Here is a 15,227-nt window from a genome sequence, read left to right as displayed (position 1 = left end):
GCGGCGGCTAGCGTCGGCCCGGTGACCGCCGAGATCCGCTGGGGCATCGTGGGGCCGGGCCGCATCGCCGAGAGCGTGCTGCCCGACTTCGTCCACGTCGAGGGCGCGCGGGTGACCGCCGTGGCCTCCCGGTCCGCGGAGCGGGGGGCCGACTTCGCGCGGCGGCACGGCATCCCGCGCGCGCACGGCTCCTACGCCGAGATCCTCGCCGACCCCGACGTCGACGTCCTGTACCTCGCCACCCCGCACGCGCAGCACGCCGCCGTCGCCCTCGCCGCGATCGAGGCCGGCAAGGCGCTGCTGGTGGAGAAGGCGTTCACCGCCACCCCCGAAGGGACGGCGCAGGTGGTCGCCGCGGCCCGGTCCGCGGGCGTCTTCGTCATGGAGGCGATGTGGACGCGCTTCCAGCCCGCGGTGGTCGCCCTGCGCGACCTCGTCGCCGAGGGCGCCATCGGCGAGGTGCGCTCGGTGCAGGCCGACCTCGGGGTGGCCCGGGTGTACGACCCCGCCGACCGGCTGTTCGCCCTCGAGCTGGGCGGCGGGGCGCTGCTCGACCTGGGCGTCTACGTCGTCTCCTTCGCCCAGATGCTCCTCGGCACGCCGGACACCGTCACCGTCGCCGGCTCGACGTTCCCGACGGGCGTGGACGCCGAGGCCGCGCTGCTGCTCGGGTACGCCGACGGCCGCTCGGCCACGCTGACCACCTCGCTGCGGTACCCGACGCCCGGCGCCGCGCGGGTCCTGGGCACCGCCGGGTGGATCGACGTCCTGCCGCGCTTCCACCACCCGGATACCATCGTGCTCAGCCGGCTCGGCGCCGACCCCGAGACCCTCACCCGCCCGCAGACCGGACGCGGCTACGCCCACGAGCTGATCGAGGTCACCGAGTGCCTGCGGGCCGGCCGCACCGAGAGCGCCGGCATGCCCCTGGCCGACACCCAGGCGGTGATGGACGTGCTCGGCCGGGCCGCGCAGGCGCTCGGTGTCGCCCACTCGGAGGACCCCGCCGCGCTCTGAGCAGGGACCAAGGTCCTTCACGGTTCAAGTTCCTCGGCGTGCTGCCGATCACAGCCGCATGCCGCTGATCGCAGGTCTCGCCGCCCTCGCCGCGAAGGTCGCCTCCGCCTCGACCGTCGCCCAGGTCACCGCGGGGGTGGGCATCGCCGTCGCCGGGGTCACCGGCGCCGGGTTCACCGGGGTGCTGCCCGGCGCCGTCCAGGACGGCGTCGCGGGGGCGCTCGAGGTGGTCACGCCCTTCGACGTCCCCGACTCCCACGACGTCCGCCGCGCCTCGGCCGACGACGCCGCCGAGACCGACGACTCCGGCCTCGACTCGCCCTCCGACCTCGACGACTCCGACGAGGACGCCGGGGAGACCGACGACTCGGGCGCGGACTCGCCCTCCGACCTGGACGACGCCGGCGAGACCGACGACTCCGGCGCCGACTCGCCCTCCGACCTCGACGACTCCGACGAGGACGGCGGCCCCCGCGCACCGTCGACCGGCACCCCGGCCGCCCCGACCGGCAACTCGGGTCCCGGCAGCGCGAGCAGCGGGCACGGCGGCGGCAACAGCGGGCCGGGCAGCGCGAACTCCGGCCGCGACCACGCCGAGGACGACGGCCCTCCCGCCGGCCCGACCGCCGGGCCCACGCCGTCCGACGACGCCGACGAGACCGACGACTCCGGCGCGGACTCCCCCTCCGACCTCGACGACTCCGACGAGGACTCCTCCGGGCGCGGCTCCGGTCACGGCTCCGGTCACGGCTCCGGTCACGACGAGGGGGACGACGACCCCTCCGGCTCGGACGACGACTGAGCCGGTAGCCGCTCCTCGCCCGTCCAGGCGGCCCCGGTGGCCTGGGCGGGCGCGGGCACCCGCGTCGGCGTCCGGCCGGCCCGCCGGACGGCGTCGGCGAACACGACCGCGTCGGTGACCGCGTTCCCGCCCGGGTCGTTGTTGAAGTAGACGAGCACGTCCTCCGCCTCGGCGTAGGTCGCCGCGAGCCGGTCGGCCCAGGTCTGCAGCACCGACGGCGGGTAGCCCCAGCCCTCGGCGCCGGTGTGCAGCCGCAGGTAGCCCCAGCCTGTCGTCCGCCACAGCGGCGCGACCGGCTGCTCGGCGCGGTCGGCCCAGCACAGGGCGGCGCCGTAGCGCTCCAGCAGCGCGCGGACCTCGTCGGTCCACCAGCTGTCGTGCCGCGGCTCGACGGCCACCCGCACGCTCGGCGGGAAGCAGGCCAGGCACTCCTGCAGCAGCCCGGTGTCCGCGCGCAGGGTCGGCGGCAGCTGCAGCAGGACGGCGTCCAGCCGCTCCCCCAGGCCCGCCGCGCGCTCCAGCAGCCGGGCCACCGGCTCGGCCGGGTCGCGCAGCCGCTTCACGTGGGTGAGGAACCGGCTGGCCTTGACCGCCCACCGGTAGTCGGGCGGGGTGCGCCGCCGCCACGCCTCGAAGGTGTGCTGCTCGGGCAGCCGGTAGAACGCGGCGTTGCTCTCCACCGTGGCGAACAGCGCGGCGTGGTGCTCCAACCAGAGGCGCTGCGGCAGCTTGGGCGGGTAGAGGCGGCCGCGCCAGTCGCGGTACTGCCACCCCGACGTCCCGATGACCACGGCCACCGACCCGGCCTACCCACGAGCCGACGGCGCGACTCGCAGGGCCCGCACCGTCCCCGCAGGTGAGCCGCACGGGCGCCGCGTCCCGGGCGGGAGGACCGGCCCGCGACTCCCCCTGGTTGGGGGGGCACGAGCCCCCCTCGGGACGGCTGCCTGTCGGCTCCTCGGCGAACGACCGTGTTCGTGTGCCTCCTCACCCCCGAGCGAGGCGTTCCAACGGTTCGACTGCGGAGAGGTCATGACCAGGACACGACCAGGCAAGCACAGCGGTCGCGGAGGCGGGACTGGAGCTCCCTCCGCATCGCGCACGTCCCCCAGCAAGCACGCCCGGCTGGCCGCCGCCGGCCTCGTGGCCGCCACGGCCACCAGCGGGCTCATCGGCATCGTCGGCACCGCCTCGGCCGCCACGCCTCGTGGGCCGGGCAACATCGAGGTCTTCCCCGACCGCGACATGGTGGCCATCGAGGGTTACACGGCGCAGGCCGGCCAGACGGCGACCCTGACCGTCACCCGGGGCGGCCAGGTCATGGGCACCGCCACGGGCGTCGTGCCCGCGGACGGCTTCATCGAGTGGAACCACGACGCGGCGTCGTGCTTCACCGACCTGACCCCGGACATCGTGGCCGGCGACAAGGTGTCGGTCAGCTTCAGCGGCTCGACGCTCGTCGACGACATGACGGTCAGCTCCGCCGTCATCACCGAGCGGACGGCCAGCGTCCCGAGCACCGGCAACACCAACTCGGTCACCGTCCGGGGCACGTATGGCGGCGACGTGAACCTCGACCACTTCGCCGTCGAGGTCGTCAACCCCGCGATGCGCGATGCCGGAGCCATCGGCGAGCGGGCCATCAGCTGGAGCCCCAACGAGGCGCCCGACCCGGCCGCCACCGGCTACACCGTCAGCGGGTCCGCCGCCGACGGCCGGTTCGAGGTCACCTTCTCGAACATGTCGCAGGAGGACCAGCAGATGGTCTTCGACGGCCAGTGGGTGGCGCTGGGCTGGATGGCCGAGCCCACCACCGGCATCGAGCAGCAGCTCGGCCTGACGCTGGCGGAGTACGGGCTGGCCAGCGGCGGCGCGCCCGGTTGCCCGGCCGGTCCGGCCGGCGCCGAGCCGCCGGCGAGCGAGTTCTCCGTCGTGTGGAACAGCGACACCCAGGCGACGGTCACCTGGAAGGCGGCGGCGCCCGTCGCCGGCGGCTCGGCCGTCACCGGCTACAACATCGAGGCCCTCGAGCCGGCGGACACCGCCGGCGCGCGGGAGCTCCGGGGCGTCCGCGTCGGCCAGAACGCGACCCAGGCGGTCCTGACCGGCCTGGACCCGGCAGCGCTGTACGACATCGAGGTCCGCTCGATGGTCGGCGGCGAGCTCGGTGCTCCGTTCGCGCTCCTCGGCACCAGTGCCGTGCCCGGTGACACGCCCGGCGCGGTCGGGCCGACGCTCACCACGACCCCGGCGTTCAACGGGGACACCGCGGTGATCGCCGAGAGCCGCACCCTCACCCTGACCCCGGAGACGGGCAGCACGGCGTACTACACGCTGGACGGCACGCCGGTCACGACGGAGCCGAACGGCCGGGTGCCGGCGACGAACGCGACGCTCTACACCGAGCCGATCCCCATCACGGCCGACAACACGCGGGTCAACGTCGTGGCCATCAACGCCGCCGGCGGCGCCACCCACGCCACCGGTGTCGTCTCGCCGAAGCCCGCGGCCGCGGCGGTCGCACCGACGGGGGTCGCGGTCCTGGGCAGCACGGGGGCCGGGCCGGCCAACAACGCCGGCACGATCAACGTGGGCTGGAACCCGGTGCCGGACGCGACCAGCTACCGGATCCGGGTCTTCGACCAGACGATCGGGTCGTCCACCGCGCCCGTGCTCCAGTCGCAGTACGACACGGTCGTCACCGGCGCCACGAACGGCACCGTCACCGGCCTGCCGAAGAGCCAGCCGAACCACCGGTACGTCGTCCGGGTCCAGGCCAGGACGCCGGTGACACCCGTCAACCAGTGGGGTCCGATCAGCACGGGCAACCTCGCCAACGCGATCGTCACGGGTGACGACATCGCCGTCGAGGTGGCGATCTACCGGGCCGGTGACGAGTTGCGGATCCGCGGCGCCGGCACCGTTCCCGGCTCGACCATCACGGCTCACCGGACCAACACCGCCGGCACCGGCCCGGTGGCCACCCCGGTCGCCGGCTACCCGACCGGAGTCGTCGGCCCCCTCGACGCGGGTCTGCCGACCGGCACCTGGGAGATCGTGGTGGACCCCGCGCCCGCGACGAACCCGGGGACCCTCTGGTTCAAGTCCAGCAACGGGGACGTGATCGGCCCGATCACGGTCGAGAACCGGTGATCGCGTCCCGGCCGGGTCCCCACCTCCGCCAGGGGTGAGCCCGGCCGGGAGACACCACAACTGAACACACCGAGGGCCCGTCGCAGCGTCGCGGCGGGCCCTCGGCATGTGCCCGTGTGGTGAGGTCGGGCCGTGACCGCTCCGGCCCGCTTCAAGGACCTCTGCCTCGACGCCCGCGACCACCAGGCCCAGGCCGACTGGTGGTGCGCCGCGCTCGGCTACGTCCGCCGTGACGAGCTCGAGGGAGACGGCGGCGACCCGCGGCCGGCCGACTGGCCGGTGCCGATCGTCGACCCCGCGGGCGGCGGGCCGCTCATCTGGATCGTGCCGGTGCCGGAGTCGAAGCTGCTGAAGAACCGCATGCACTTCGACGTCGTCGGCGACACCCCGGCGCTGCTGGCGGCCGGCGCGACGCTGGTCCGGCAGCGCGACGCCGTCCCCACGCCCGACGGCGTCGAGTGGGACGTGCTCGCCGACCCGGAGGGCAACGAGTTCTGCGTCTTCTCCCCGGAGTGACCCAACGAGATCTGCACACTCGTCGGCATCGGGCCCCGAGGGTGACCACTGTGCAGATCTCGTCGAGGGCGCCGGGCCCGGAACGCCGACAGGGGCGGCCCGCCTGCGCGGACCGCCCCTGCCGGGCGTTGCTGGTACTACCGAGGAGCTGGACTCAGAAGTCCATGCCACCCATGTCGCCGGCGCCCGGGGCGGCCGCGGCGGCCTTCTCCGGCTTGTCGGCGATGACGGCCTCGGTGGTGAGGAAGAGCGCCGCGATGGAGGCGGCGTTCTGCAGCGCGGAGCGGGTCACCTTGGCCGGGTCGATGATGCCGGCGCCGACCAGGTCCACGTACTCGCCGGTGGCGGCGTTGAGGCCGAAACCGGTGTCGGAGTTGCGGACCTTCTCCGCCACGACGCCGCCCTCGAGGCCGGCGTTGATCGCGATCTGCTTCAGCGGCGCCTCGAGCGCGACGCGCACGATGTTGGCACCGGTCGCCTCGTCACCGTCGAGCTCGAGCTTCTCGAACGCGACCGCGGTGGCCTGCGCCAGGGCGACGCCACCACCGGCGACGATGCCCTCCTCGACGGCGGCCTTGGCGTTGCGCACCGCGTCCTCGATGCGGTGCTTGCGCTCCTTGAGCTCGACCTCGGTCGCGGCGCCGGCCTTGATGACGGCGACGCCACCGGCCAGCTTGGCCAGGCGCTCCTGCAGCTTCTCGCGGTCGTAGTCGGAGTCCGACTTCTCGATCTCGGCGCGGATCTGGTTCACCCGGCCGGCGATCTGGTCGCTGTCACCGGCGCCCTCGACGATCGTCGTCTCGTCCTTGGTGACGACGACCTTGCGGGCGCGGCCCAGCAGGTCCAGACCGGCGTTCTCGAGCTTGAGGCCGACCTCCTCGCTGATGACCTGGCCACCGGCGAGGATGGCGATGTCGGCGAGCATGGCCTTGCGGCGGTCACCGAAGCCGGGGGCCTTCACCGCGACGGACTTGAAGGTCCCGCGGATCTTGTTCACGACCAGGGTCGCCAGGGCCTCGCCCTCGACGTCCTCGGCGATGATGGCCAGCGGCTTGCCCGACTGCATGACCTTCTCCAGCAGCGGGAGCAGGTCCTTGACCGAGCTGATCTTGCTGTTGACGACGAGCACGTACGGGTCGTCGAGGACGGCCTCCATGCGCTCGGTGTCGGTCACGAAGTAGGGCGAGATGTAGCCCTTGTCGAAGCGCATGCCCTCGGTGAGCTCGAGCTCCAGGCCGAAGGTGTTGCTCTCCTCGACCGTGATCACGCCCTCCTTGCCGACCTTGTCCATCGCCTCGGCGATGAGCTCGCCGATGGCCGGGTCAGCGGCGGAGATCGACGCGGTCGCGGCGATCTGCTCCTTGGTCTCGACGTCCTTGGCGGTCGAGAGGAGGTACTCGGTGACCGAGGCGACGGCCTTCTCGATGCCCTTCTTCAGGGCCATCGGGTTGGCGCCGGCGGCGACGTTGCGCAGACCCTCGCGGACGAGCGCCTGGGCCAGCACGGTGGCGGTGGTGGTGCCGTCACCCGCGACGTCGTCGGTCTTCTTCGCGACCTCCTTGACCAGCTCGGCGCCGATCTTCTCCCACGGGTCCTCGAGCTCGATCTCCTTGGCGATGCTGACACCGTCGTTGGTGATCGTGGGGGCGCCCCACTTCTTCTCGAGGACGACGTTGCGGCCCTTGGGGCCGAGCGTCACCTTGACGGCGTCGGCGAGGGTGTTCATGCCCCGCTCGAGGCCGCGGCGCGCCTCTTCCTCGAAGGCGATCATCTTGGCCATGTGGTGATGTCCTCCATGCATGGATCGCTGCACGGCCGGGACCGGCGCCCGCGACGGACGACACCGGCACGGCGGGCGCTCCGTCGGCCCGCGCACCAGTGCCTCACCGTTCCGACCTGATTGGCACTCGGCACTGTCGAGTGCCAACCGAAAGTCTGGCACTCGGGACCGGCGAGTGCAAGGAGAGGGGTCGGCGGTGACACTGCGGTCCTCCGGACCGCACCGCGGTCAGGTGCCGTCCCCGAATGCCGCTGAGCCGCTGAGCCGCTACCCGTGTCCCGGTCGGGGACCCTCGGGGCCCCGCGACCGTGCCACCCCGGCCACCTGCCGTCCCCGACTCCCAGCGTCCCGTCACCCGAACGTGACAGAGGCCCGGCCCCCGTTCGGGGACCGGGCCTCTGCGAGGACTGCGGAGGACTCAGGCGACGCGGACGCCGTCGGCCTGCGGGCCCTTCTCGCCCTGCACGACCTCGAACGTGACCCGCTGGCCCTCGTCGAGGCTCTTGTAGCCGTCCATCTGGATGGCCGAGTAGTGGACGAAGACGTCCTGGCCGCCGTCGACGGCGATGAAGCCGAAGCCCTTCTCGGCGTTGAACCACTTCACGGTGCCCTGTGCCACGTGTGCTCCCACGTCTCGTGCGTGCGGACGGTCTCCCGTCTACCGGGAGCCGGGTTACTCGCTCTTCCGCCCGTCGGACACGTGCGTGGAACTCGAACCGCGCGAGAAGGTACAACAAGGAGACGTCGAACACACCAGTCCGGCGCGCGACGCGGGCCCGTGGCGGCGGACGGCGTCGTTCCGCCACCCGGTCAGGGGACGAGCCTATCCCCTAGGCGATGAGCCCCGCCGCGCGGACCGACCGCAGCGAGGGCTCCACCCGGTGGGTGGGGCCGACGACCGGCTCCAGCGGGTCGAGGGTCTTGAGCCCCTCACCGGTGTTGAGGACGACGGTCTCCTTCGCCCGGTCCAGCCGCCCGTCGGCGACCAGCTGCCGGAGGACGGCGACGGTCACCCCGCCCGCGGTCTCGGCGAAGACGCCGGTGGTCCGGGCCAGGTCGCGGATGCCCTGGACGATCTCCTCGTCGCCGACCCGGCCGACCGAGCCGCCGGTGCGGCGGATGGCGTCCAGCGCGTACGGGCCGTCGGCGGGGTTGCCGATGTTGAGCGACTTGGCGATGCCGGTGGGCCTGACCGGCTTGACGACGTCCCAGCCGTTCTCGAACGCCGTGGCGATCGGGTCGCAGCCGGCCGACTGGGCACCGAAGATCGTCCACTCGGTGGCCTCGACGATGCCGGCGGCGGTCAGCTCGCGGAAGGCCTTGTCCACCTTGGTCAGCAGCGAGCCCGACGCCATCGGGATGACGACCTGGGCCGGGATCCGCCAGCCGAGCTGCTCGGCGATCTCGTAGCCCATCGTCTTGGAGCCCTCGGCGTAGTAGGGCCGCACGTTCTGGTTGACGAAGGCGGTGTCCTCGAACTCGTCGGTCTCGGCGAGCTCGCTGGTCAGCCGGTTGACGTCGTCGTAGGAGCCGTCGACGGCGACCAGCGTCTGGCCGTAGACCGCCGACTGCACGACCTTGCCGGGCTCGAGGTCGGCGGGGATGAACACGTAGGAGGGCAGGCCGACGCGGGCGGCGTGCGCGGCCACCGAGTTCGCCAGGTTGCCCGTCGAGGCCGCGGCGATCTTCGTGTAGCCGAGCTTCTTCGCGGCGGTGGCCGCGAGGCTGACCACCCGGTCCTTGAACGAGTGGGTGGGGTTGGCCGAGTCGTCCTTGACCCACAGCCCGCCGGTGAGGCCCAGCTCCGCGGCGAGCCGGTCGGCGCGCACGAGCGGGGTCATGCCGGGGTCCAGCGAGACGCGGCCGGCCGGGTCCTGGCCCACCGGCAGCAGCGCGACGTAGCGCCAGATGTTCTGCGGCCCGGCCTCGATCTGCTCCCGGGTCACCGCCTTCATCAGCTCGGGGTCGTAGTCGACCTCGAGCGGGCCGAAGCACTCGGCGCACGCGTGCTCGGCGATCAGCCCGAAGGTGGCGCCGCAGTTGCGGCACACCAGGCCGCGGGCGGGACACGGCGGCACGGGGCCGCCGGCGCTCGAGTCGGCCTGGGTGGAGCCGGGAGCGGTCAGGGTCATGCGACGACTACCTCCTCATCTTCCCCGCGTCGGGCCGTCGAGCCGCGCGGGACGGAATTGGCACCTGCCGCCGCGCGGGTGCGCAGCTGGCGGTTGCCGGGGCTTCGTCGGGCCGTGTCCCTCTGCCCCTCTGGATGAGTGGAACGCCGCGAGCCTACCCGGGTCGGCCCGCGGTCCCGCGCGCGGCCAGACTGCGCGGGTGGCCACGCGCATCGTCTACACCGACATCGACGGCACGATGGTGGGCCCGCGCGGCTCCTTCTGGCACACCGCGGGCCGCGAGCTGACCGCCGACCCGGCCACCGCGCTGCTCGAGCTGCACCGGGCGGGCGTCGCGCTGGTGCTGGTCAGCGGCCGGACCTTCGAGCAGGTGGTGGAGGCGGCGCGGATCTTCGCCGCCGACGGCGCCATCGCCGAGCTGGGCGCGGTGGTCAGCTGGGACGGCGGCCGCGGCACGCACCGGCTCACCGGCGAGCTGCCCGCCGAGCACGCCGGCCGCACGCCGATGGACGTGATGGCCGAGGCCGGCGTCGTCGAGGAGCTGATGGCCCGCCACCCCGGCCGGCTGGAGTGGCACGCGCCGTGGCACTCGACGCACGAGACCGACGCGCTGCTGCGCGGCCGGGTCGACCCGCTGGCCGTCGACGCCGAGCTGGCGGAGCGGGGGTTCGGCTGGCTGACCCTCAAGGACAACGGCGCGATCCTGCCGACCTCCCGGATGACGCTGGACCCCGATCCGGCGCCGCCGCGGGTCTACCACCTCATGCCGCGCGGCATCTCCAAGGGCCTCGCCATCGCCTGGGACCTCGAGCGTCGCGGGATCGACCCGGCCGAGGCGGTGGCGATCGGCGACAGCGTGAGCGACCTGGAGATGGCGCCCGCGGTGGGCCGGCTGTGGATCACCGCGAACGGCGCCGAGGTCGACGGGATGGCCGATCGCCTGGACGCCGTCCCGAACGCCGCCGTCACCGGGGCCGCGATGGGCGAGGGCTGGGCCCAGGCGGTCCGCGCCAGCCTGTAGCGCAGTCGCCGGGTGACGGGAACCGTCACCCGGCGACTCCACTACCGCTCGGCCCGGACGCCGTGCTCGGTGCCGTCGGGCTCGCTGGAGGGGAACCGACGGCCCGCCGTGCGCGGCGACGGCAGCCAGGGTCGGTCGAGGTCGGTCACCGCCGGCTCGACGTGGTCGATCCCGTGGTGGCGTGGGGCGCCTGCTCCGGCCATGCCGGGGATCGCGCCGCGCCGGTACCCGCAGCGGAACCGCCCGGGTTCGCCGCGCGCGCCCGGTGCCCCTGGGTGATCATGTGTCGCGGGATGTCGCGGTCAGCGGGACGGCGGCGCCAAGGGGACGAGCAGCGGTCCGGACGGGCACTGGCGCACCGTCGCGCGGCGGCTGCTGACGGAGGGGAGTCATGGCCGACTCGAGCACGGCGGACCTCGGCAAGGGCAAGCGCATCACCGGCGGGGACCGCACCTCGCTGGCCGACGAGCTGCGCAAGCGGTACGACGAGGGGGAGAGCATCCGGTCGCTGGCCACCTCGACGAACCGCTCCTACGGCTTCGTCCACCGGCTCCTGTCGGAGTCGGGTGCGAGCCTGCGCAGCCGTGGGGGAGCGAACCGCAACAGCAAGAAGGAGGCGTGACCGCGGGTCTCGCCGACGGGTGGGTGCGGACGGCGCGGGACGGCGCCGTCCTCACCGTCACGCTGGACCGCCCCGACCAGCTCAACGCGCAGACCCCGGCCACGTGGACGGCGCTGGCCGCCGTCGGGGCGTCGCTGGACGACGACGTGCGCGTCGTGGTGGTCCGCGGCGAGGGGCGCTCGTTCTCCGCGGGGCTGGACCGCAGCCTGTTCAGCGCCGACCCCTCGACCTCCGGGGGGCTGGGCGAGCTGGGGCGGATCCCGGCCGACCTGGCGCAGGAGCGGATCCGCGGCTACCAGGCCGGCTTCCGGTGGCTGCGCTCGCCGGGGATCGTCTCGGTGGCGGCGGTGCAGGGGCACGCCATCGGCGCGGGCGCGCAGCTGGCGCTGGCCTGCGACCTGCGGGTGCTCACCGAGGACGCCAGCCTGCGGCTGCCGGAGGTGACGCTGGGCCTCGTGCCCGACCTCACCGGCACCAGCACGCTCACCGAGCTGGTCGGCTACTCGCGGGCGATGGAGCTGTGCCTGACGGGGCGGCCGGTCCCGGCCGCCGAGGCGCTGGCCCTGGGCCTGGCGAACGCGGTGGTCCCGGTCGCGGGGCTGGACGCCGCCGTGGGCCAGCTGGTCGCCGCGCTGACCGCGCCGCCGGCCGGGGCCAGCCGGGAGACCGCGGCCCTGGTGCGCTCCGCCGTCCGCAACGACCCGGCCGCGCAGGACGCCGCCGAGCGGGCCGCGCAGGCCCGCCGGCTGGCCGAGCTCGCCGCGTTCGCGCAGGGCTGACCGCCCGGGTGGAATCCTCGGTTCCCGGGCCCCGTTGCCCGGAACCGAGAGAGGAGGTCGAGCGGTGAACAACATGACCTCCATGGCGGCGATGCGCTCGTTCCGCCGCGACCCGTCGGTCACCGCCCGGGCGCTGCCGAAGGGCACCGTGCGGCGCATCCTCGGCGTCGCCCGGCCCTACCGGCGCGAGCTGAGCTGGTTCCTGCTGCTGGTGGTCGGCTCGTCGGTGATCGGCGTGCTCACCCCGCTGCTGGCCGGCGACATCGTCAACCGGATCGCGCGGCTGTCCGGCACGGCCGGCGACGTGGTCCGCATCGCGCTGATCATCGCCGGGCTGGCGGTCGTCGACGCGGCGATCTCGCTGGCGACCCGCTGGTACTCCGCGCGCATCGGCGAGGGCGTCATCTACGACCTGCGGGCGCGGGTGTTCGAGCACGTGCAGCGGATGCCGGTCGCCTTCTTCACCCGGACCCAGACCGGCGCCCTGGTCAGCCGGCTGAACAACGACGTCATCGGCGCGCAGCAGGCGTTCACCTCGACCCTGTCCGGGGTGGTCTCCAACGTCATCGGCCTGGTGCTCACCGCCGGCGTGATGCTCACCCTGTCCTGGCAGATCACGCTGCTGTCGCTGGTGATGGTGCCGCTGTTCGTGCTGCCCGCCCGGCGGATCGGCAAGCGCCTGCAGGAGATCACCCGGGAGTCCTACGCGCTCAACGCCTCGATGAACGCGACGATGACCGAGCGGTTCAACGTCGCGGGCGCGCTGCTGGTCAAGCTGTTCGGCCGCCCGTCGGCCGAGGCGGAGGCCTTCCGCGGCCGAGCCGCCCGGGTCCGCGACATCGGCGTCCTGTCGGCGATGTACGGGCGCACCTTCTTCACCGCGTTGACGCTCGTGGCCGCGCTGGCCACCGCGCTGGTGTACGGCCTGGGTGGCGCGCTGGCGTTCGACGGCTCGCTGAGCCCGGGCGACGTGGTCGCCCTGGCCCTGCTGCTGTCCCGGCTCTACGGCCCGCTGACCGCGCTGTCCAACGTCCGGGTCGACGTCATGAGCGCCATGGTCAGCTTCGACCGGGTCTTCGAGGTCCTCGACCTGCCGCCGATGATCCGCCAGGCGCCCGACGCCGTCCCGCTGCCGGCCGACGACCGCTCGATCGAGTTCGCGCACGTGTCGTTCAGCTACCCGGCCGGGTCCGACGTCTCGCTGCCCTCCCTGGAGGAGGTCTCCCTGCCCGAGCACGGCGGGCCGACGGCGGTGCTGCACGACGTCTCCTTCCGCGTCGAGCCGGGCCAGCTGGTGGCGCTCGTCGGGCACTCCGGCGCCGGCAAGTCGACGATCGCCAACCTCGTGCCGCGGCTCTACGACGTGACCGACGGCGCCGTCCGCATCGGCGGCGTGGACGTGCGGGCGGCGACGCTGGACTCGCTGCGCGACGCCATCGGCGTCGTCAGCCAGGACGCCCACCTGTTCCACGACACGATCCGCGCCAACCTGCTCTACGCCCGGCCCGGCGCGACGGACGAGGACCTGTGGAACGCGCTGACCGGCGCCCGGATCGCCGCGCTGGTGGGCTCGCTGCCCGACGGGCTCGACACCGTCGTCGGCGACCGCGGCTACCGGCTCTCCGGCGGGGAGAAGCAGCGGCTGGCCATCGCCCGGGTGCTGCTCAAGGCGCCGGGGATCGTGATCCTCGACGAGGCGACCGCGCACCTGGACAGCGAGTCCGAGGTGGCCGTGCAGCACGCCCTGGACACCGCCCTGGCCGGCCGGACGTCGCTGGTGATCGCGCACCGGCTGTCCACGATCCGCAGCGCGGACCAGATCCTCGTGGTCGACGACGGTCGCATCGTGGAGTCGGGCACTCACGAACAGTTGCTGGCGCTCGGCGGCCGCTACGCCGAGCTGTACCGGACCCAGTTCGCCGACGGCGAGCGTCGAACGGTCGGCGCGGCCTGACCACTACCGTCACACCCGTCCCAGCACGCTCAGGAGGGGTACCAGCGTGACCTCAGCTCATCCGCAGGACGCGCAGATCCGCGCCCTGTACGCCACGTTCCTCGACGGCTGGAACCGGCGCAGCGGCGCCGGCGTCGCCTCCGCCTTCGCCGACGACGGGGACATCGTCGGCTACGACGGCACCCACACCAGCGGGCGGCTGTCCATCGCCTCGGAGCTGCGCCGCGTCTTCGGCAGCCACCCGACGGCGACCTACGTCGGCCTGGTGCGGTCGGTCCGGCCGGTCGCGCCCGGCGTCGCCGTCCTGACCGCGCACGCCGGAGTCATCCCGCCGGGGGAGGAGGACCTGGAGCCGTCGCTGCACTGCCTGCAGACGCTGGTCGCCGTCGACGAGGGCGGTGGGCGCTGGAAGATCACGCTGCTGCAGATCACCCCGGTGGGCTTCGCCGGCAAGCCGGAGGCCCGCGACGCCCTGACCACCGAGCTGCGCGGCCTGCTCGCCGTCCGGTGAGCCGCGACGGCGTCCTCGTCGCGCCCGGCGACCTGCTGGCCCGCCCCGCCGGGGCGGTGCTGCTCGACGTGCGCTGGGCGCTGGGCGACGACCGCGGGCGCGAGCGGTACCTGGAGGGGCACCTGCCCGGGGCGGTCTTCGTCGACCTCGAGGCGGAGCTGGCCGACCCGCCGTCTGCCGCGGCCGGCCGGCATCCGCTGCCGTCGTTACAGCGACTGCAGTCAGCGGCCCGCCGCTGGGGGATCTCCGCCGGCGACCGGGTGGTCGCCTACGACGCCACGGGCGGCCTGGCCGCCGCCCGCGCGTGGTGGCTGCTGCGCTGGGCCGGCCTGCCCGACGTCCGGCTGCTCGACGGCGGGCTGGCCGCCTGGCGCGCGGCCGGGGGGCCGCTGGAGGCCGGCGACGTCGTCCCGGCGCCCGGGGACGTCGTCCTCGCCGGGGGCGGCATGCCGACGCTCACCGCGGACGAGGCCGCCGCCCTGCCCGCGGCCGGCGGCGTGCTGCTCGACGCGCGCGCCGCCGAGCGCTTCCGCGGGGAGGTGGAGCCGGTGGACCCGCGGGCCGGCCACGTGCCCGGCGCGCGCAGCGCCCCGACCACGGAGAACCTGGCGCCCGACGGCACGTTCGCTCCGGTCGCTGTACTCACCGAGCGCTTCGCGGCGCTGGGCGCGACCCCCGGGGCCCGCGTGGGCGTCTACTGCGGCTCCGGCGTGACCGCGGCGCACGAGGTGGCCGCGCTTACCGCGGCCGGGGTCGAGGCGGCGCTGTGGCCCGGCTCGTGGTCGCAGTGGTCGGCCGACCCCACCCGGCCGGTGGCGCTGGGCGGCGACGAGGGGGGTCCCGGGAGCCCCCGCGGCGGGGCGTCGGGTAGCCCCGCCGCCGGGGCGCGAACCGCGACCGGCCGCCCCCCCCCACCACCAACACCGGGATTAATTTTTTG

15 protein-coding genes and 1 riboswitch are annotated in these 15,227 nt (G+C 74.2%); of the genes, 10 read left to right on the top strand and 5 right to left on the bottom strand.

What is annotated here, in order from left to right:
• Nucleotides 1–21: 21 nt before the first annotated feature.
• Together ACI79F_RS20710 and ACI79F_RS20705 are read left to right on the top strand one after the other, a co-directional pair.
• Nucleotides 22–1,017: a Gfo/Idh/MocA family protein gene (locus ACI79F_RS20710; protein ID WP_456543055.1), complete on the top strand. Its 996-nt coding sequence runs from the start codon at nucleotides 22–24 to the stop codon at nucleotides 1,015–1,017.
• 58 nt (nucleotides 1,018–1,075) lie between these two features.
• The gene (locus ACI79F_RS20705) at nucleotides 1,076–1,819 is read left to right on the top strand and encodes a hypothetical protein (protein ID WP_456543056.1); all 744 of its coding nucleotides are present in this window, start codon (nucleotides 1,076–1,078) and stop codon (nucleotides 1,817–1,819) included.
• Here ACI79F_RS20705 and ACI79F_RS20700 read toward each other — a convergent pair.
• Nucleotides 1,774–2,616 carry a DUF72 domain-containing protein gene (locus ACI79F_RS20700; protein WP_456543057.1) on the bottom strand — a complete coding sequence of 281 codons (843 nt, stop codon included), beginning with the start codon at nucleotides 2,614–2,616 and terminating at the stop codon, nucleotides 1,774–1,776. The genes ACI79F_RS20705 and ACI79F_RS20700 overlap by 46 nt on opposite strands.
• Before the next feature lie 346 nt (nucleotides 2,617–2,962).
• Here ACI79F_RS20700 and ACI79F_RS20695 point away from each other — a divergent pair, with 346 nt between their 5' ends.
• A complete protein-coding gene (locus ACI79F_RS20695) occupies nucleotides 2,963–4,972 on the top strand; it encodes a fibronectin type III domain-containing protein (protein WP_456543058.1) in 2,010 nt (669 codons plus the stop codon).
• A 132-nt stretch (nucleotides 4,973–5,104) separates the two neighbouring features.
• Nucleotides 5,105–5,488, top strand: a complete 384-nt coding sequence (locus ACI79F_RS20690) for a VOC family protein (protein ID WP_456543059.1) — start codon at nucleotides 5,105–5,107, stop codon at nucleotides 5,486–5,488.
• A gap of 154 nt (nucleotides 5,489–5,642) precedes the next feature.
• Here the strand turns inward: ACI79F_RS20690 and groL are convergent, their stop codons facing one another.
• The 3 genes from groL to thrC all read right to left on the bottom strand — a co-directional run bounded on the left by groL (nucleotide 5,643) and on the right by thrC (nucleotide 9,400).
• On the bottom strand, nucleotides 5,643–7,268 hold the full coding sequence (gene groL / locus ACI79F_RS20685; RefSeq protein WP_456543060.1) for a chaperonin GroEL: 1,626 nt from the start codon (nucleotides 7,266–7,268) through the stop codon (nucleotides 5,643–5,645).
• Between the two features lie 418 nt (nucleotides 7,269–7,686).
• Nucleotides 7,687–7,887, bottom strand: a complete 201-nt coding sequence (locus tag ACI79F_RS20680; RefSeq protein ID WP_089405184.1) for a cold-shock protein — start codon at nucleotides 7,885–7,887, stop codon at nucleotides 7,687–7,689.
• A gap of 211 nt (nucleotides 7,888–8,098) precedes the next feature.
• Nucleotides 8,099–9,400, bottom strand: coding sequence for a threonine synthase (gene thrC, locus ACI79F_RS20675; protein ID WP_456543061.1), 1,302 nt, complete (start codon nucleotides 9,398–9,400; stop codon nucleotides 8,099–8,101).
• Nucleotides 9,401–9,412: 12 nt separating this feature from the next.
• Nucleotides 9,413–9,541: riboswitch (SAM riboswitch) on the bottom strand.
• A 58-nt stretch (nucleotides 9,542–9,599) separates the two neighbouring features.
• Between thrC and ACI79F_RS20670 the strand changes: the two genes are divergently transcribed.
• Entirely contained in the window at nucleotides 9,600–10,421 is an 822-nt protein-coding gene (locus ACI79F_RS20670; RefSeq protein WP_456543062.1) for an HAD-IIB family hydrolase, read from the top strand.
• A 41-nt stretch (nucleotides 10,422–10,462) separates the two neighbouring features.
• Here the strand turns inward: ACI79F_RS20670 and ACI79F_RS20665 are convergent, their stop codons facing one another.
• The gene (locus ACI79F_RS20665; RefSeq protein ID WP_456545780.1) at nucleotides 10,463–10,624 is read right to left on the bottom strand and encodes a hypothetical protein; all 162 of its coding nucleotides are present in this window, start codon (nucleotides 10,622–10,624) and stop codon (nucleotides 10,463–10,465) included.
• Nucleotides 10,625–10,812: 188 nt separating this feature from the next.
• On the opposite strand from ACI79F_RS20665, the gene ACI79F_RS20660 reads away from it, so the two are divergent.
• The 5 genes from ACI79F_RS20660 to ACI79F_RS20640 all read left to right on the top strand — a co-directional run.
• Nucleotides 10,813–11,043, top strand: a complete 231-nt coding sequence (locus tag ACI79F_RS20660) for a helix-turn-helix domain-containing protein (RefSeq protein WP_456545779.1) — start codon at nucleotides 10,813–10,815, stop codon at nucleotides 11,041–11,043.
• Nucleotides 11,040–11,822: an enoyl-CoA hydratase/isomerase family protein gene (locus ACI79F_RS20655; protein WP_456545778.1), complete on the top strand. Its 783-nt coding sequence runs from the start codon at nucleotides 11,040–11,042 to the stop codon at nucleotides 11,820–11,822. Before ACI79F_RS20660 ends, ACI79F_RS20655 begins: the two co-directional genes overlap by 4 nt.
• Before the next feature lie 73 nt (nucleotides 11,823–11,895).
• Nucleotides 11,896–13,776, top strand: a complete 1,881-nt coding sequence (locus ACI79F_RS20650) for an ABC transporter ATP-binding protein (protein WP_456545783.1) — start codon at nucleotides 11,896–11,898, stop codon at nucleotides 13,774–13,776.
• A gap of 46 nt (nucleotides 13,777–13,822) precedes the next feature.
• Complete coding sequence (locus ACI79F_RS20645) at nucleotides 13,823–14,287, top strand: SgcJ/EcaC family oxidoreductase (RefSeq protein ID WP_456545777.1); 465 nt, start codon at nucleotides 13,823–13,825, stop codon at nucleotides 14,285–14,287.
• A partial coding sequence (locus ACI79F_RS20640; RefSeq protein WP_456578936.1) for a sulfurtransferase occupies nucleotides 14,284–15,227 on the top strand: 944 nt, incomplete at its 3' end. The genes ACI79F_RS20645 and ACI79F_RS20640, both read left to right, overlap by 4 nt.

This window comes from Blastococcus sp. SYSU D00868 (assembly GCF_054050575.1).
Note: the sequence above shows the minus strand (reverse complement) of the source record. Positions and strands in the feature narration are given on the sequence as shown.